This is a genomic window from Shuttleworthella sp. (assembly GCF_057251025.1).
This window is the reverse complement of record NZ_DBHIDN010000018.1, coordinates 18346-34925: the sequence shown is the minus strand read 5'-3', so window position 1 is coordinate 34925 and position 16580 is coordinate 18346. Positions and strand designations below refer to the sequence as shown.

Sequence of the window (16580 nt, the reverse complement as noted above, 5' to 3'; positions counted from 1 at the left end):
GTAAATGCCACTGGGTGCTAACCCAACTAAGATGAGGCTGTTTTTTCACAGCCCCTTTTCCGGTGGACGGAGACTGGTAATAATAGACAAAAAGGACAATGACTGTTTGTGAATGTTTTTGAACGATTTTGATTGAATGAAGGAGACGGCCATCCTATAATAGATAAATGAGAGGAGGGAAATATGTTAACCGCTGAGCGACACAAGTTCATTCTGGACCAGCTCAGAGAGAGGGGAGCTGTCCTCAACACGGAGCTCATGCAGGAGCTTCAGACCTCAGAGTCCACCATCCGCCGGGACATCAGTTTCCTGGCCGGGGAGGGCCTCTGTCAGAGGGTTCACGGAGGGGCGATTATAGAAGAGAGCCCATCCGGAGACCGGGATGACGCCGTCCTGCTTCGCAAGCAGCGCCATCGCAAGGAGAAGCTGGCGGTTGCCAGAGAGGCGGCCAAGCTGATCCGGGACGGAGAACTGATCTACCTGGACGCGGGCACGACGACAGAACTGATGATTGATTTCATCCGGGGCAAGAATCTGACCTTCGTGACCAATGCCATCAGCCATGCCAGGCGCCTGGGTCAGAGGGGATTTACCTGCTACATCCTGGGAGGACAGTTCAAATCGGTGACCGAGGCAATTGTGGGCGAGGAAGCCGGCCTGTCTGTGAGCAAGTATAATTTCGCGCGGGCTTTTCTGGGAGCGAACGGGGTTGATCTGGTGTCGGGATTTACAACGCCGGAGCTCAAGGAGGCCTATATCAAGCATCAGGCCATGGCAGCAAGCCGCAAGGTCTATATTCTGGCGGACGCCAGTAAGTTTGGCCTGGTGGCTCCGATCTCCTTCGGCGCATTTGCAGATGCAAGCGTCCTGGTGGCGGGCCCCCTTGATGACAAGTACCGTAGATGCAAGAACATTCGGGAGGTGAGCGAATGATCTACACTGTAACTTTCAATCCGTCCATCGACTACATTGTCGATGTGGACCACTTCAAGACCGGACAGGTCAACCGGACGCGGGGGGAGCACATCCTGCCCGGCGGCAAGGGAATCAATGTCTCCATTGTTCTCAAGAATATGGGGCATGAGAGCATGGCTTTAGGATTCATGGCCGGATTCACCGGCCGGAAGGTGGAGAAACTGCTGGCCGACAGCCGGGTTCAGAGCGATTTTATTGACGTGGCGGAGGGCATGTCCAGGATCAATGTCAAGCTTCGCAGTGATGAGGAGACAGAGATCAACGGGCAGGGGCCGGCGATCCGGGAGTCGGATATAGCCAAGCTCTATGACAAGCTGGGAAGACTGCAGGAGGGAGATTTCCTGGTCCTGGCCGGGGCCATCCCCGATGCCATGCCCGACTCCAGCTACGAGGATATCATGTCCTATCTCCAGGGCAGAGGGGTTCATATTGTCGTAGATGCCACCAGAGACCTTCTGGTCAATGTCCTGAAATACCACCCCTTCCTCATCAAGCCGAACAATCACGAGCTGGGAGAGATCTTCGGCGTGACCTTAGAGACCAGGGAGGAGATCATCGCCCATGCCGGGAAGCTGCAGGAGATGGGGGCCAAGAATGTCATGATCTCTATGGCCGGAGACGGCGGTCTTCTGCTCACGGAGGACGGACAGGTCTTCCACTCACTGCCTCCCAAGGGCAAAGTTGTCAATTCCGTCGGCGCCGGAGATTCGATGGTGGCCGGATTCCTGACCGGCTATATCGAGACGGGCAGCTATGAAGACGCCTTCTATATGGGACTTTGCACCGGGTCTGCCTCCGCTTTCTCCGAGGAACTGGCCAAGAGAGAAGAGGTCAAGGCCCTGCTTGAGAGCTTGGGACGCTAGAAAAGAGAATCCACAGGCGAGATCCGTGAGCGCATAAGAACTGTCGACGGATGTGAGCAATGACCGGGGCCAAGACGGCCGGGTCAGGAAAGGAAAGGAAATGAGAGTTAGAGATCTACTTGCCCCCCAGAGCATTGAGCTCAACGGAGCCCCCTCCAACAAGAAGGAGGCCATCGAGCAGATGGTTGCCCTCATGGAGAAGAGGGGGAATATCAAGGACATCGACACCTACCGGGCCGGTGTATTCGCCAGAGAAGAAGAGGGAACGACCGGCGTCGGTGAGGGAATCGCGATTCCCCACTGCAAGTCAGACGCTGTCAGCGAGCCGGGGCTTGCAGCCATGGTGGTCCCCAAGGGGGTTGACTATGAGGCCCTGGATGATGAGCCCGTTGACCTGATCTTCCTGATCGCGGCCCCCAATACGGAGGACAATGTTCACTTGGAGGTCCTGTCCAACTTATCCATGCTCCTTATGGATGAGGATTTCACAAGAGCTCTCAAGGCGGCCAAGAGCCCGGAAGAATTCCTGGATATCATCGAGAAGGCGGAGAATGCCAAGGCAGAGAAGGAGGCCGCCAAGGAGGACAAGGCCAAAGGACAGGCCGCCGATGCAGGCTCAGACAGGGGCTATGTCATCGCAGTCACCGCCTGCCCCACCGGTATCGCCCACACCTATATGGCGGCTGAGGCCATAGAGAAGGCAGGTGAGAAGCTGGGAATTCCGGTCAAGGTAGAGACGAGAGGATCCTCCGGCCCCAAGAACATCCTGACGGCAGAGGATATCCGGAGGGCCGCCGGTGTCATCATCGCCTGCGATGCCAAGGTACCCATGGACCGCTTCGACGGCAAGCACCTGATCGAGTGCAAGGTCGCTGACGGCATACACAAGGCGGAAGAGCTGGTGACAAGGGCATCCGCCTCGGACGCTCCCATCTATCATGCCGCCGGTGAGGCAGCAGAGGAGACGGAGGAGCAGGCAGCGGATTCCATCGGGCACCAGGCCTATACCCACCTGATGAGCGGCGTATCTCACATGCTTCCCTTCGTAATCGGCGGCGGTATTATGGTGGCGCTGGCCTTCCTGATCGATACGATCGCAGGCTATGGCGCCTCTGCAGGTTCCGCCTTCGGCACCATGCTTCCCCTGTCCGCCTTCTTTAAGTATGCGGGCGGCCTGGCCATGGGCATGATGGTTCCTGTCCTGGCCGGATACATCGCCTACTCGATTGCGGACCGGCCGGGCCTGGCGGTCGGCTTTACCGGAGGCCTTCTGGCTACCTCCGGGAATGCCCTCTTCAGCAGCTATAACTGGACGAACCTGGATGCCTTCAATAATTTCATCGGGAACTTCGCCTTCCAGGGGGCAAACGGAGGATCTACGGTATCCGGTTTCCTGGGTGGTATCGCGGCCGGCTTTGTCGCAGGATTTATCGTGCTCTGGCTCAAGAAGCTGACGGCGAAGCTGCCTGCCAGCCTGGACGGAATTCGCCCCACTCTGATCTATCCCCTGGGCGGAATCTTCCTCATCAGCCTCCTGATGTGCTTCATCTTCAACCCCCTGATCGGTCTGATCAATGCGGGTCTGTCCTCGATGCTGACTGCCTTAGCTGATGCCAATCTTCTGGTTGTCATGGGACTGATCCTGGGAGGCATGATGGCCATTGACATGGGCGGCCCCATCAACAAGGCAGCCTACGTCTTCGGTACCGGAATGCTCTCTACGGCAGCCGGTCTGATGGCCAAGGGGGCTGCGGCAACAGATCCTGCGGTCGTTGCCTGCTATGTCGCCATGGCAGCCGTTATGGCCGGAGGTATGGTTCCCCCCATCGGGATTGCCCTGGCAACCATCTTCTTCCCCAAGAAATTCTCCAAGACCCAGCGAGATACCAAGGTATCCCTCTTTGTCATGGGAGCGTCCTTCATCACGGAGGCGGCCATCCCCTTCGCGGCAGCAGATCCTCTTCACACCATCCCGGCGACCCTGGTGGGTTCTGCCATTGCCGGCGGCCTGTCGGCCCTCTTCGGCTGTACCCTGATGGCACCTCACGGCGGAGTCTTCGTCTTTGCGACGATTGGCAATCCCCTCTTCTATATCATCGCCTGGGCTGTCGGTTCTGCAGTCACCTGCCTGCTCCTGGGACTATTGAAGAAGAATGTGGAGGAATAATATGGAAATATTGCAGGGAAAGAGTGTCTTCGGCGGAGTGGCCATAGGCCCTCTGTCCGTATTCGCACAGGATGAGATCCTGGTAAAGCGGCAGAAGGTCTCCGATATCGAGGCGGAAATAAGGCGTTATCATGAGGCGACGGAGGAGGCCAAGAACCAGCTGAAGGACCTCTACAAGAAGGCGGTCAAGGAAGTCGGCGAGGCTTCCGCCGCGATCTTCGATGTCCATCAGATGCTCCTCGAGGATCTGGACTATGTGGATTCGGTCGAGAACATCATCCGCAATCAGGGCCTGAATGCCGAGTACGCCGTGGCGACGACCGGGGACAACTTCTCCAATATGTTCGCGGCTATGGATGACGATTATATGCGGGAGAGAGCGGCAGATGTCCGCGACGTCTCCGACCGTCTGGTCAAGGTCTTGGCCGGAGCCGCAGACAAGGGGTCCCGGACAGATGAGCCCAGCATCCTCTTGGCGGATGACCTGGCCCCCTCGCAGACGGTACAGCTCGACAAGTCCAAGGTCCTCTCCTTCGTGACCAGACACGGATCCACCAATTCCCATACCTCTATCCTGGCCAGGACCATGAATATCCCGGCCCTGATCGGGGTGGACTACAGGGATGATATGCAGGGCAAGCTCGCGGTCGTGGATGGTTATGCCGGAAAGCTCATCATAGAGCCGGACCGGGAGACCCTGGAGACATACCAAAAGAAACAGGCTGAGGATGCCGAGAAGGCCAGACTCCTCCAGGAGCTCAAGGGGAAGGAGGATGTCACCTTAGACGGCAAGCACATCCACCTCTATGCCAACATCGGCGGTGTGGGGGATGTCGCGAGCGTCCACGCCAACGACGCGCAGGGAATCGGCCTCTTCCGGTCGGAATTTCTCTATCTGGAATCCGATGATTTCCCCACGGAGGAGGAGCAGTTCCAGGCCTATAAGACGGTCGCCGAGAATATGGCCGGCAAGAAGGTGATCATCCGGACCTTGGACATCGGCGCAGACAAGCAGGTGGACTATTTCCATCTGGACCGGGAGGACAATCCCGCTCTCGGATATCGGGCCATCCGCATCTGCCTGACCCAGCCTGAGATCTTCAAGACCCAGCTGCGGGCGATCTACCGGGCCAGCCACTTCGGGACTATTTCCATTATGTTCCCCATGATCATCTCCGTAGAGGAGGTCAGACGGGCTAAGGCGATTGCCGAAGAGGTCAAGGCGGAGTTGGAGGAGCTGGGTCTTCCCTATGGCGATGTGGAGCTGGGAATTATGATCGAGACGCCGGCGGCAGCCATTATGTCGGATGAACTGGCCAAGGAGGTCGACTTCTTCTCAATCGGGACCAACGATCTGACCCAGTACACCCTGGCGATTGACCGGCAGAACCCCAAGCTGGAGGCCTTCAACGACAGCCATCACCCGGCCATCCTGCGTGAGATTGCCATGGTGATTGAAAATGCTCATAAGCATGGAGCCTGGGCCGGAATCTGCGGGGAACTGGGAGCCGATACCAGTCTCACGGAGACCTTCATCAAGATGGGAGTGGACGAGCTGTCTGTCAGCCCCTCAATGGTCTTGCGGGTCAGAGACAAGATCCGGTCCATCGACAGCCGGAAATAATGTAGAATATTGGCCCTGCTTGACAGCGGTCAGCCAGCAGTTACAATAGTTATCATAGAACTCGTATATGGAGGAGGATCAAGCGATGAAGTCATTTGAATTTACGGTTCAGGATCCCGCAGGCATGCATGCCAGACCGGCAGGCCTCCTGGTCAAGAAGGCCAAGGAGTATGAGAGCAAGGTGGTCATCCACTTCGGCGGCAAGTCCGCAGACTCCGGCCGCATGATGGCTATTATGAGCCTGGGAGTCAAGCAGGGCGATACCGTGACGGTTGAGGTCGATGGAGCCGATGAGGAGAAGGCTGCTGCTGAGATGGAGGCCTTCTTCAAGGAGAACCTGTAAGAAGCCGGTCTGAAGGATCTAAAAGGGACCTAAAAGGAGGATCCTCTGATCGGACTTTACAGGAAGGAATGATGATAAGCTCCCCACAGGGCAGATCTTGAGAATCTCTCAAGACCGCTCTGTGGGGAGCTTTATTAGGCCTATGGGAATCGTAAGCGGGGAGGGGGAGATCAGCGATTGGACTCCAGCATGTCCATCTTCATCTCGTAGTAGGCGGGGGACATGTCCAGATAGTGGATGTGGGGATTCTCGAAGCGCTGCTCGGTATCCCAGATCTCATCGGCCAGCTGTTGTCTGACATAGGAGGCAATCTCTCTCGCAGATGGGAGCTCACCGACTCTACTTCCACCCTCAATGATCTTGGTCTGCAGCTTCTTTGCGGTGCAGTTCTCGAAGGCGCGCCGCTTCCAGGGCTTGATGGGATCTACGAATTCATAGCGGCCGGACAAGTCCAGAGTCTCTCCCTGCCGGGTGATCAGGTCGGCCACGGCATGGCCGTCGGCATTGTAGATCCGGTAGACATCTTTGAGACCAGGATTGGTGATCTTCTCCGGGGTCTCTGAGAGCTTGATGCGAGGCACCATAACGCCATCCTCCTCGACGGCGCAGAGCTTGTAGACGGCGCCGAAGACGGGTTCCGACCTGGAGGTGATCAGGCGCTCGCCGACGCCGAAGGCATCCACCTGACCGCCCTGGTCCAAGATGGACCGAATGGTGTACTCATCCAGGCTGTTGGAGATGACGATCTTGGCGTCGGTGAAACCGGCCTCATCCAGCATTCTTCTGGAGCGGGCCGTCAAGTAGGCCAGGTCGCCGGAATCGATGCGGATCCCATAATTCGCGGAGGTGATCCCCGCCTCCCGCATCTCTCTGAACACCTGAATGGCGTTGGGCAGGCCCTGGTGGAGGACATCGTAGGTGTCCACCAGGAGGATGCAGTTATTGGGATAGATCGAGGCGAACTTGCGGAAGGCCTCCAGCTCACTCTGATAGAACATAACCCAGGAGTGGGCCATGGTGCCGCTGACCGGGATGCCGAAATACTGGCCGGAGGAGACGGTGGCGGTTGCGGCGACACCGCCGATATAGGCGGCGCGGGCCCCGTAGATGGCGGCGTCGTTGTTGTGGGCCCTTCTGGCTCCGAAGTCAGAGACCGGACGGCCCTCCGCAGACCGGACAATCCGGCGGGCCTTGGTGGCGATGAGGGACTGGTGGTTGATCTGGGCCAGAAGCTCCGTCTCAATCAGCTGAGCCTCCACCAGGGGGGCGACTACCGTGACGATCGGCTCATTGGGATACATGACCGTCCCCTCGCGGAAGGCGTAGAGGTCGCCGGTGAAGCGGAAGTCGGCCAGGTAGGAGAGGAACTTCTCGTCGAACTGTCCCAGAGAGCGGAGATAATCGATGTCCTCGGGGTCGAAGTGGAGGCCCTCGATGTACTCTACGATCTGTTCCAGACCGGTGAAGATGGCAAAACCGGCCGAGTCCGGATTTTTCCGATAGAAGACATCGAATGCCACATGGGAATCCTGATTCTCCAGAAGATAGTAGCCGTTGGCCATGGTCATCTCGTAGAGATCCATCATCATGGATACATTGCGCTCATCGTAAATGTTCATGAATACTCCTCACCGCCCTAGGGGCAGGCTCTTCATACTGTGTTGAGAAGATTTTAGCATAATTGACTTAAATCCGTCGAAAAAATAGGTCTCGAATCGGAATGACTTGTGCCGGAATGGTTTTACTAAGGAAGAACCATAAAATATCAGGCATCCTATAGGAAGAAGCTATAACGCTTGATTCAATTTATATTCTATGCAGGAGGCCGGGGATATGCTAAATTAGAGCCTGTGCTAAGTCGGGCGAAGGCATCGAGGAATAAGATATGGCAAATATTATTGAGGTGAAAAATCTGAGCAAGCGATTTGCCCTGGCGGATCGGGAAGTCACAGCCCTCTCCAATATCAATCTGGATATAGAGGAGGGGGACATCTACGGGATCATCGGACTCTCCGGGGCAGGCAAATCGACCCTGGTCCGCTGTCTGAATTTCCTGGAGCTTCCCACGGAGGGAACTGTCTCCATCGAGGGAAGAGAGCTGGGGCGTCTGTCGGCCGGGGAACTTCGCAGGGAGCGCACCAGAATCAGCATGATCTTCCAGAGCTATAACCTCCTCATGCAGAAGAATGTGCTGGATAACATCTGCTTTCCCCTGACCATTCACGGGGTATCGAGAAAAGAGGCCAGAGCCAAGGCCATGGAACTGCTTGCGACGGTTGATCTGGAGGACAAGGCCAAGGCCTATCCGGCCCAGCTCTCGGGAGGACAGAGACAGAGGGTGGCTATTGCCAGGGCCCTGGCCTCGGATCCCAAGATCCTCCTCTGCGACGAGGCGACTTCCGCCCTGGACCCCAAGACGACGAATTCGATTCTCCAGCTCCTGCGGGAGATCAATCAGAAGCTGGGAATCACCATTGTGATCATCACCCACCAGATGTCCGTTGTACAGGAGATCTGCCGGCATGTGGCAATCATCGATGAGGGACAGATCGCGGAGAAGGGAGAGGTCGAGGAGATCTTCAACCATCCCAAATCCAGGGCGGCCAAGCTCCTCATCATTGAGGGCAAGGACCCGGAGGCCTGGACAGACGGGCCCGGCCGGACGAGGGAGGAGCTCAAGGCGGATCGGAAGATCCGGATCGTCTTCTCCGGGAACTCATCCTATGAGCCGGTTATCTCCAATATGATTCTCACGACAGGCTATGCGGTGAATATCCTCCTGGCGGACACCAGAGATGTGGGCGGCGTCGCCAAGGGGCAGATGGTCTTGGGACTTCCGGAGGAGGAAGAGGCCCAGGCTGCCATTATCTCATACCTAAGAGAACATGGACTGGCAGTAGAGGAGGTGAGCGATCATGTCCAGTGACGTAATTCTTATGATCATCCGGGGAATCGGAGAGACCCTCTATATGACCATCCTCTCATCCGTCTTCGGCTACATCTTAGGCCTGCCCTGGGGCATCGCGCTGACAGTGACCGGCCGGGAGGGGATCCGGCCCAATCGGGTCGCATACCGGATCCTGGATATTGCGAGCAGCATCATGCGAAGTGTTCCCTTCCTTATTATGCTGATCCTGCTCATGCCACTGACCGGCCTGCTTCTGGGCAAGACCTATGGGTCCACGGCGACGGTTGTCCCCCTGACCATCTCCGCAGCGCCCATGATAGCCCGCATGGTGGAGTCCTCTCTCAACGAAGTGGATCCCGGAGTCATCGAGGCGGCGCAGTCTATGGGCTGCTCCAACGGGAAGATTATCAGCAGGGTTCTTCTGGTGGAGTCCCGCGTCTCGCTGATCACAGGCGCGACCATCTCGGTCGGAACCATCCTGGGCTACTCGGCTATGGCCGGAGTCATCGGGGGCGGCGGCCTTGGAGATATCGCTATTCGCTACGGCTATTACCGCTATCAGGCGGATATCATGATTGTCACGGTCGTTCTTCTGATCGTCCTCATGCAGCTCTTCCAGCTGCTGGGAACATGGATCGCCAATCGGGTGGACAAGCGGAGGCTGTGATCCGGCGTCTGACTGAAGAGAAGGAAGAGAGAGTACAAGAACATAAAAGAGAATACAGATAAGAGAATACAAAGAGATAAATAGACAAAGAGACAAAGAGACAGAGAAAAGAGGTAAGAGATGAGAAAGAAGATTGTATCGGTGGTATTGGCGGCAAGCCTGGCTCTGGTTGCACTGGCCGGATGCGGCGCGTCCGGTAAATCCGACTCCAAGTCCGGCGGGGCCTCGAAGACGACCCTCAAGGTGGCGGCTTCCGCGACCCCCCATGCGGAGATCCTGGAGCATGTCAAGGCCGAACTCGCCAAGGAGGGCGTGGACCTGCAGGTCAAGGAGTTCAGCGATTATGTTCAGCCCAACAGCGTGGTTGAGTCCGGGGACTTTGACGCCAATTACTTCCAGCACGTGGTATATCTGGAGAACTTCAACCAGGAGAAGGGAACCCACCTGGTCGATGCGGGAAAGATTCACTATGAGCCCTTCGGAATCTATGCCGGGAGAAAGAAGATGCTCTCCGATCTGGCCGACGGGGACACGATTGCCGTTCCCAATGATACGACCAACGAGGCGAGAGCCCTTCTTCTCCTCCAGGAACAGGGCCTGATCAGCCTGAAGGATGGAGCCGGCATCAAGGCTACGATCCAGGACATCACGTCCAATCCGAAGAATCTGAAGATCCAGGAGCTGGAGGCAGCCCAGGTCAGCCGGGTCAAGGGCGAGGTCGCATTTGTTGTCCTAAACGGCAACTATGCCAAGCAGGCAGGCCTGGATCCGGCCAAGGATCCCATCGCTGTTGAGAAGAATGATGGCGAGGCGGCCAAGAATTATGTCAACGTCATTGCCGTCAAGGAGGGCAACCAGAATAATGACGCTGTGCAGAAGCTGGTGAAGGTCTTGAAGTCCGATGACACCAAGAAGTGGATCACTGAGAAGTACGGGCAGTCAGTGATTCCCTATGTGGGTCAGTAAGAGAGGAGCGCTTCATGGGAATCCGCGAAGACGCACACCGGATGAAAATGCTCTCGCCCCGGGCGGCGGCTACATCCCTTGAGATAAGGAATCAGGCCCTTGAGGCTATGGCAGAGGCTCTTCGCGCTCACGCTAAGGAGATATTCGCCGCCAATGCCCGGGATCTGGCGGCGGCCTCCGATGTAGGGCAGGCGGTCTTAAAGAGGCTCAAGTTCGATGAGGGAAAGCTGGCAGATGTCCTGGAGGGAATCCGCCAGCTGATTGCTCTCCACGACCCCATCGGCGTCCACCTCCTGGACCGGCAGCTGGATGTCGGCCTGGACCTGCACCGGATCACGGTCCCCATCGGGGTCATCGGCCTGATCTTCGAGGCCCGTCCGGATGCCCTGGTCCAGATCTCCTCCCTCTGCATTAAGTCCGGCAACTGCGCCATCTTAAAAGGAGGCAGGGAGACCGCCGAGACCAACCGGGCCCTCTTTCAGGTGATTGATGCGGCTGTGACGGCGGCGGGACTTCCGGCCGGCATGCTGCGCCTGGCAGAGGATCACGCGGAGATCGATGAGCTTCTGACCTGCGATCGGGATGTAGATCTGCTGATCCCGCGGGGGTCGAATTCCTTCGTCCGCTATATCATGGACCACACGAAAATTCCCGTCATGGGACATGCCGACGGGATCTGCCACATCTATGTGGATCGGGGGGCGGACAAGGCAGAGGCAATTTCCATCCTGCTCGATGCCAAGACCCAGTACACGGCTGCCTGCAATGCAGTGGAGACCATTCTTGTGGACCGGGCGATCGCGGAGGACTTCCTGCCCGGGCTCTCTGCTGCCATGGAGGAGGCGGGTGTCCTTCTGCGGGGAGATGATGAAGTCCGAAATTGCCTGGCAGCTGCCGGGGGCGAGGACCGGAGAATGCGGGAACTGACGGAGACCGGCTATGCCACCGAATATCTGGCCCTGTGCGCCTCCGTCAAGCTGGTAGACGGCGTCGAAGAGGCCTGCCGGCACATCAACCGCTATGGCAGTCATCACACCGACTGTATTGTGACGGAAGATGACAGGGCGGCTGACTATTTCCTCAGGATGGTGGATTCCGCCGGGGTCTATCGCAACTGCTCCACCCGCTTTGCCGATGGATTCCGCTATGGATTCGGAGCGGAGGTTGGAATCTCCACTTCCAAGATTCACGCCAGAGGGCCGGTCGGAGTCGAGGGCCTGGTCACCTATAAGTACCAGCTGATCGGTCATGGACAGGTCGTGGGCGACTACGCGTCCGGGAAGAGCCGGTTTCACTTCAAGGACCTGTGAGGAGGTCTCAGATCTCCTGGATGAGCCGGCGGGCGCAGTCGAGATCCCGCTCTTTCACGGAGATCGTATAGCGGACCTGCCGGCGGGCGGAGGCCGACTGGGAGCCCCCGGTCTCTGCGGCAGATCCCGCCTTCATCTGAAAGGGCATCTGGGATGTGAGCTTGAAGCCGATATCATGCTCTGAGAGAAGACTTACCACCTGGTTCCTTCTCTGGGCATCGACATTGGAGCACAATACAGAATAGTCGAACATGGATGCCTCCTTTGGGGATGAACGGACATTCTTTGTCTGCTTATTAGTTTAGCAATGCCCTGATCGGATTACAATTCATCCCTGCGGAAGGAATAGCGTAAGTTTTGCCGCCTTTTACCTTACCATAGGGGTGTTCTCTTTTGCTCTTTTCTGACTAAAACGTTACACATCTCAATGGAAAATTTTCCTGCATTGAAATCCGAGATTCCAGTGCGGAAGTAAATTCCACCGCACGTTCTAAATTGCTGTGTTTAAAAGGATCTTATGCGCATTATCTTACTGACTTTGCTATAATGAGGCAAAATGCCCATCAAAATGGAGAATGTAAAATAAGAACCATATAGGGCAAGGGAGAGTAAAATCGTAGTGGTTATGGCCTGTTCCGTATTTGTCCTCCTGCATGATCTGCGTCTGCGAAAGACCTCGTTCGCCGCAAGGATTCTGCTTGCCCTTGATCGGACTTCTTTTGGGATTTATCTCTTCCATATGGTCTTTATTATGATTTTTCTGAGAGAATTTGCTTATAATCCATATGCCTCACCTTACGGGGATGTGTTTATCCTGGGACTTTGGCTCGCAATCAGTATTCTGAGTTATCTCCTGGTAGCTCTATTACAGAAAATCCCCGGTTTGAAGAAGATCTTCTAGGGAAATCGCAGTGCCTGTTGCATGAGTCGCAGTCAAGTCCCGAAAGTGAGAGCTATAGGACAAGCATCACGTTCGGGCAGGAGAATAAAGGAGCGTTATCGTGAGTTCAATCGAGATCCGCAAAATCGGAATTACAAAATTAAATACGGATGTGATTGTAAATGCAGCAAACACAGGCCTTCGGGAAGGCGGCGGAGTATGCGGGTATATTTTCCGTGATGCCGGTTCGGCCGAAATGACTGCGGCATGTCGAAAAATAGGTTATTGTGATGAGGGTTCTGCGGTTATTACCCTCGGTTTTCATTTGCCGGCAAAGTATGTTATCCATGCGGTCGGACCTTGCTGGCGCGGAGGAGAGCATAACGAGCCCAAGCTATTGTATAGCGCTTATAAGCAATCGCTTCTTCTTGCGAAGGAGCACAATCTGCATTCCGTAGGGTTTCCGTTGATATCTGCAGGAATATACGGATATCCTGTGGATCAAGCCTGGAGAAAAGCCATTCAGGCATGTAAAGACTTCATCGATGCAAACCAGGATTATGAAATCAACATTGTATTTGCTGTTTTGGACGATAAGATTAAATCCGTCGGAGAGAGCACAATCCGTCAAATTGCGGGAGACAGCCTGAAAGAAACCGAGTCTGCAAAGGTAAGTGCAGCCACTAAGGAATCAGCTTATCAGTGGTGCGGCAAATATGAGATATTGTTCCGCGTGATTTCTGCAGAGGAAGAATTGAGAAATTGCCTAAGCCATTATTCTGTTTACTCGGCTCCGAAAGATCATATCGGAATGTATTCGATCCTTGATGAATGCATAGAAGAGGCTTATTCGTATGGGCTTGTAGTTAGCAATTATGGCCAGATTATAGAAGAAACAGGAATCTCTGATAGGGATCTTCAGAGTCCGGCAGAACAATGGTGTGATTCGCTGACACAAGAGCAACTTCTTGCTTGCATCGCATGGCATTTCAGAAGGGATCATTTTTCGGAGGGAAGTTGGATATCTGATTCAGTGGCTTGTGGACACATGTTGACTATGGTGCAGAGCTATCTGAAAAAGAAGCGTAAGTTTGTAAATGATGTGATACCGATATCCGAAAAATAAAAAGATAGATAGAGTGTCATGATTGCAAGCACCCATTTATGTATAAACCGGAACGGATAAGTGGTTGTAAAAATGTTTCTGGTCATTACGATGACTACGCTCAACCTTTCCGCTATGCCGAGGTGTGTGTGGCCGAATTCGCTTGTGCTTGATGCCAAGGCCATTGCAAGCCAGATCCAGCGGATGTGTGCCTTTTGCATTCCGGTGATTGGAATAGCAAAACTTCAATAATAGACAATTCAAAATTGACCGTTGGAACAAATAAAAGACCGTTGAGAAGTCCTCCCATTGAAATGGACTTCTACTGTGAGTAAATTTTAAATATCCGATAGAGGATAGTCCATATGGAGTTTTGAAAGTTCGAAAAACAATGAGTTTATCAGAAGAGATCTTTATGAAAACATATTTCGAGAGAAGGAAAGAGGGGGACCAGTGGAAGCTAAATTAGAGGTGAGAGAACTGAGCAAGCGATATGGGGACTTTTCTTTAGAGAAGTTGTCCTTTTCTCTAGAGAGGGGAACAATTACCGGCTTCATTGGAGAAAATGGTGCAGGGAAGACAACGACTCTTTCGGCACTGCTGGGCCTGATCAAACCGGATTCCGGCGAGATATTTTTGGACGGAAAGAAGGTAAAGAGCCTATCCGGCATACAAGCTGTCAGTTACCTGGAGAGCAACCGGGACCTATATTCATCTGTATCTATGAAGGAGTATAAGCGATTTATCAGCCGTGTTTATAAGAAGGACTGGAGCGAAGAGAAGTATCAGTATTACATGAAAAAATTTGGGGTCGAAACATCCAAGCGGATTAAGGACTTGTCAACAGGAATGAGATTGAAGTTCTATCTGGCGATTGAATTGTCAAAGCAGCCAGACCTCATCCTTCTCGATGAACCGACATCCGGGTTGGATCCTCTAGCCCGACTGGAGCTCCTGAAGATACTTCGGGCGATGGTTGAAAGAGAAAAGACGACGATCCTTTTTTCTTCCCATATCACCTCTGACATTGAGAGGATTTCTGACAAAGTGATATTTCTGCATCAGGGCAGGATTCTGCTTGATCTAAACGAGAAGGAGATCGAAGAGCAGTATCGTGCAATTGACAAGAGCAAGTTGGAGAATCTCGATCAGAAGAGCCGCCAGCTTATGATGGATCAAGGATATCACAGTGGGAACCGTCTTATCTTCCAAAGAGATATCGTCAGAGACAATGAAGATATTACACAGAGTGCAAGTCTGGATGAAGTGTTTGCTTTGCTGACAGGGGGTAAGGAAATTGATTGAATTAGTAGTAAAAGATTTTCGGTTTACGAAAAAAATACTCTTGTTTACATTGGTATATTGTATTGCAGTTCCAGTAGTATTGTTGGCAGATAACGATGCGAAATATTCGCTGGCGGATCTACTACTTCCACTCGTCCTGATCACAGCTCCTATGTCAAAAATGATGCAAATGGAGGACAAGGGAAGTGGGATTATTTTTCGAAAGACGCTTCCCTTCTCCAGTATGCAGATCGTTGGAGCACGTTTTCTGTTTGGCCTCTTACTATTAGGAATGAGCGAGATCATGCTGGCCCTAGTGAAGACATTGATCTTTAAAACAGAGGATTTAGGCAGCTCCTTCAATCATTCCGGCATGATGCTTCTGGGCTTTTCCATATATTTTGCGTTTTTTATGGCCGCCTACTATTGGAAGGGCTTTTTTGCAACGCAGTTCTGTGTCTATGCACTAGTCGTAGTGGCGCTTCTCGGGAAGAAGATGGTTTCAAGTCAGACTATGCAGGCGCTGAAAGAAATTATCTCAAGCAAGAGTAAACTCTTCTTCATGATACTGGCTATCTGGGGGATCAGTTTCTTGCTCTGCTCTTACTTAGAGAGTAGACGGAAGTTGGATTGATTATTGGTTTTATACCACAATAGCATATGGTTCATCAGAGTGTTTACAACTGGATCCAAATCTGAAGTACAAAATTTTAGTAGGAAACGAATATGTGGTGGTTCCAGTTTTGGCGACAAGTGGATCAGGGAGACTGAGATGGAGGCGCGGACAAAAAAGTTTGGGACTCTCTAAGGGATCCGGAAGGAGGATCTTATGTACTCAAAGGATGATACACTGGCCGGGTAATAGCCGCATACTGAGTGGTCAAAGATGAATTTTGCGAAAGGACCTTGAACCTATCAGCAAGCCGCAGATTAGGAAAACAGAGGATGCCGTGACCGTTTCGGATGAATCCGCAAGACTTCATCTTGAGCGTACTATTAAAAATATCGGTAAGGTCGAAGCAAGCGGCGCTCAGACCGCAGAAGGATTTGTTGTTCTTAAAGGCAGTCACATTTCTTTGGTGGATGACAATACAATCCCTGCTGTTATCAAAGAGCGCCGAAAGAAAGTACCCGTGGACGAGCAAGGCGTTCTGCAGGAGGATATGCTTTTTACCAGTCCTTCTTACGCTGCAATGTTCGTTATTGGAAAGAGTGCAAACGGTCTGACAAGCTGGAAAACAGAAAGCGGACAATCATTGAAATCGCTTGAGTCAACCGAAACGGAGTAACATTTATGAAGCATAAGATGAAGGTTCAAGTCCCCGTTGAAAAGCGCGGTCCCTTTAGCATCAAGAAAACCGTCATGGAGACCCGCACCATTGAGGTGGACGGCAAGACCTATAAGAAAATGAAAAAGGAATGGGAGAATCGCCCGTACTCCATTGATGAGATGATGCTCTACGATGATCTGTTCGATGGAGACTAAAC

Annotated in this window: 16 protein-coding genes and 1 pseudogene; 14 read left to right on the top strand and 3 right to left on the bottom strand. The window is 53.6% G+C overall.

What is annotated here, in order from left to right; genetic code table 11:
- Nucleotides 1-183 precede the first annotated feature (183 nt).
- From ACO5R6_RS05695 to ACO5R6_RS05675, 5 genes are all read left to right on the top strand, one after another.
- The gene (locus ACO5R6_RS05695) at nt 184-933 is read left to right on the top strand and encodes a DeoR/GlpR family DNA-binding transcription regulator (RefSeq protein ID WP_485626222.1); all 750 of its coding nucleotides are present in this window, start codon (nt 184-186) and stop codon (nt 931-933) included.
- Nucleotides 930-1838: a 1-phosphofructokinase gene (gene pfkB, locus ACO5R6_RS05690; protein WP_485626221.1), complete on the top strand. Its 909-nt coding sequence runs from the start codon at nt 930-932 to the stop codon at nt 1836-1838. The genes ACO5R6_RS05695 and pfkB overlap by 4 nt, the downstream gene beginning before the upstream one ends.
- Nucleotides 1839-1938: 100 nt before the next feature.
- The gene (locus ACO5R6_RS05685) at nt 1939-4005 is read left to right on the top strand and encodes a PTS fructose transporter subunit IIABC (protein WP_485626220.1); all 2067 of its coding nucleotides are present in this window, start codon (nt 1939-1941) and stop codon (nt 4003-4005) included.
- Between the two features lies 1 nt (nt 4006).
- Complete coding sequence (ptsP, locus tag ACO5R6_RS05680) at nt 4007-5629, top strand: phosphoenolpyruvate--protein phosphotransferase (protein WP_485626219.1); 1623 nt, start codon at nt 4007-4009, stop codon at nt 5627-5629.
- An 85-nt stretch (nt 5630-5714) separates the two neighbouring features.
- Complete coding sequence (locus ACO5R6_RS05675; protein ID WP_485626218.1) at nt 5715-5972, top strand: HPr family phosphocarrier protein; 258 nt, start codon at nt 5715-5717, stop codon at nt 5970-5972.
- A 170-nt stretch (nt 5973-6142) separates the two neighbouring features.
- On the opposite strand, the gene ACO5R6_RS05670 is transcribed toward ACO5R6_RS05675, so the two are convergent.
- Entirely contained in the window at nt 6143-7591 is a 1449-nt protein-coding gene (locus ACO5R6_RS05670) for a nicotinate phosphoribosyltransferase (RefSeq protein ID WP_485626217.1), read from the bottom strand.
- A 266-nt stretch (nt 7592-7857) separates the two neighbouring features.
- Between ACO5R6_RS05670 and ACO5R6_RS05665 the strand changes: the two genes are divergently transcribed.
- The 4 genes from ACO5R6_RS05665 to ACO5R6_RS05650 all read left to right on the top strand — a co-directional run bounded on the left by ACO5R6_RS05665 (nt 7858) and on the right by ACO5R6_RS05650 (nt 11823).
- Complete coding sequence (locus tag ACO5R6_RS05665) at nt 7858-8898, top strand: methionine ABC transporter ATP-binding protein (protein ID WP_485626216.1); 1041 nt, start codon at nt 7858-7860, stop codon at nt 8896-8898.
- Complete coding sequence (locus ACO5R6_RS05660; RefSeq protein ID WP_485626224.1) at nt 8885-9547, top strand: methionine ABC transporter permease; 663 nt, start codon at nt 8885-8887, stop codon at nt 9545-9547. Before ACO5R6_RS05665 ends, ACO5R6_RS05660 begins: the two co-directional genes overlap by 14 nt.
- Before the next feature lie 120 nt (nt 9548-9667).
- Nucleotides 9668-10513: a MetQ/NlpA family ABC transporter substrate-binding protein gene (locus tag ACO5R6_RS05655; protein WP_485626215.1), complete on the top strand. Its 846-nt coding sequence runs from the start codon at nt 9668-9670 to the stop codon at nt 10511-10513.
- A gap of 14 nt (nt 10514-10527) precedes the next feature.
- Nucleotides 10528-11823, top strand: coding sequence for a glutamate-5-semialdehyde dehydrogenase (locus ACO5R6_RS05650; protein ID WP_485626214.1), 1296 nt, complete (start codon nt 10528-10530; stop codon nt 11821-11823).
- 7 nt (nt 11824-11830) lie between these two features.
- Here ACO5R6_RS05650 and ACO5R6_RS05645 read toward each other — a convergent pair whose 3' ends face one another.
- Nucleotides 11831-12076 (bottom strand): hypothetical protein, encoded by a 246-nt coding sequence (locus ACO5R6_RS05645; RefSeq protein ID WP_485626213.1) that lies wholly within the window; start codon nt 12074-12076, stop codon nt 11831-11833.
- 748 nt (nt 12077-12824) lie between these two features.
- Here ACO5R6_RS05645 and ACO5R6_RS05640 point away from each other — a divergent pair.
- On the top strand, nt 12825-13829 hold the full coding sequence (locus tag ACO5R6_RS05640) for a macro domain-containing protein (protein WP_485626212.1): 1005 nt from the start codon (nt 12825-12827) through the stop codon (nt 13827-13829).
- A gap of 57 nt (nt 13830-13886) precedes the next feature.
- Here ACO5R6_RS05640 and ACO5R6_RS05635 read toward each other — a convergent pair.
- Nucleotides 13887-14024 (bottom strand): annotated as a pseudogene (locus ACO5R6_RS05635) (IS481 family transposase); the annotation flags it as partial.
- A gap of 237 nt (nt 14025-14261) precedes the next feature.
- On the opposite strand from ACO5R6_RS05635, the gene ACO5R6_RS05630 reads away from it, so the two are divergent.
- From ACO5R6_RS05630 to ACO5R6_RS05615, 4 genes are all read left to right on the top strand, one after another.
- Nucleotides 14262-15113: an ABC transporter ATP-binding protein gene (locus ACO5R6_RS05630; protein WP_485626211.1), complete on the top strand. Its 852-nt coding sequence runs from the start codon at nt 14262-14264 to the stop codon at nt 15111-15113.
- Complete coding sequence (locus tag ACO5R6_RS05625; RefSeq protein ID WP_485626210.1) at nt 15106-15726, top strand: ABC-2 transporter permease; 621 nt, start codon at nt 15106-15108, stop codon at nt 15724-15726. Before ACO5R6_RS05630 ends, ACO5R6_RS05625 begins: the two co-directional genes overlap by 8 nt.
- A 259-nt stretch (nt 15727-15985) precedes the next feature.
- Nucleotides 15986-16381 (top strand): DUF4357 domain-containing protein, encoded by a 396-nt coding sequence (locus ACO5R6_RS05620; RefSeq protein ID WP_485626209.1) that lies wholly within the window; start codon nt 15986-15988, stop codon nt 16379-16381.
- A gap of 5 nt (nt 16382-16386) precedes the next feature.
- Nucleotides 16387-16578 (top strand): hypothetical protein, encoded by a 192-nt coding sequence (locus ACO5R6_RS05615; RefSeq protein WP_485626208.1) that lies wholly within the window; start codon nt 16387-16389, stop codon nt 16576-16578.
- Nucleotides 16579-16580 lie beyond the last annotated feature (2 nt).

Coding starts and splice junctions, on each gene's coding strand:
- ptsP (WP_485626219.1), top strand. CDS start 4,007: ATGGAAATATTGCAGGGAAAGAGTGTCTTCGGCGGAGTGGCCATAGGC.
- ACO5R6_RS05650 (WP_485626214.1), top strand. CDS start 10,528: ATGGGAATCCGCGAAGACGCACACCGGATGAAAATGCTCTCGCCCCGG.
- ACO5R6_RS05655 (WP_485626215.1), top strand. CDS start 9,668: ATGAGAAAGAAGATTGTATCGGTGGTATTGGCGGCAAGCCTGGCTCTG.
- ACO5R6_RS05675 (WP_485626218.1), top strand. CDS start 5,715: ATGAAGTCATTTGAATTTACGGTTCAGGATCCCGCAGGCATGCATGCC.
- ACO5R6_RS05670 (WP_485626217.1), bottom strand. CDS start 7,591: ATGAACATTTACGATGAGCGCAATGTATCCATGATGATGGATCTCTAC.
- ACO5R6_RS05665 (WP_485626216.1), top strand. CDS start 7,858: ATGGCAAATATTATTGAGGTGAAAAATCTGAGCAAGCGATTTGCCCTG.
- pfkB (WP_485626221.1), top strand. CDS start 930: ATGATCTACACTGTAACTTTCAATCCGTCCATCGACTACATTGTCGAT.
- ACO5R6_RS05695 (WP_485626222.1), top strand. CDS start 184: ATGTTAACCGCTGAGCGACACAAGTTCATTCTGGACCAGCTCAGAGAG.
- ACO5R6_RS05615 (WP_485626208.1), top strand. CDS start 16,387: ATGAAGCATAAGATGAAGGTTCAAGTCCCCGTTGAAAAGCGCGGTCCC.
- ACO5R6_RS05645 (WP_485626213.1), bottom strand. CDS start 12,076: ATGTTCGACTATTCTGTATTGTGCTCCAATGTCGATGCCCAGAGAAGG.
- ACO5R6_RS05685 (WP_485626220.1), top strand. CDS start 1,939: ATGAGAGTTAGAGATCTACTTGCCCCCCAGAGCATTGAGCTCAACGGA.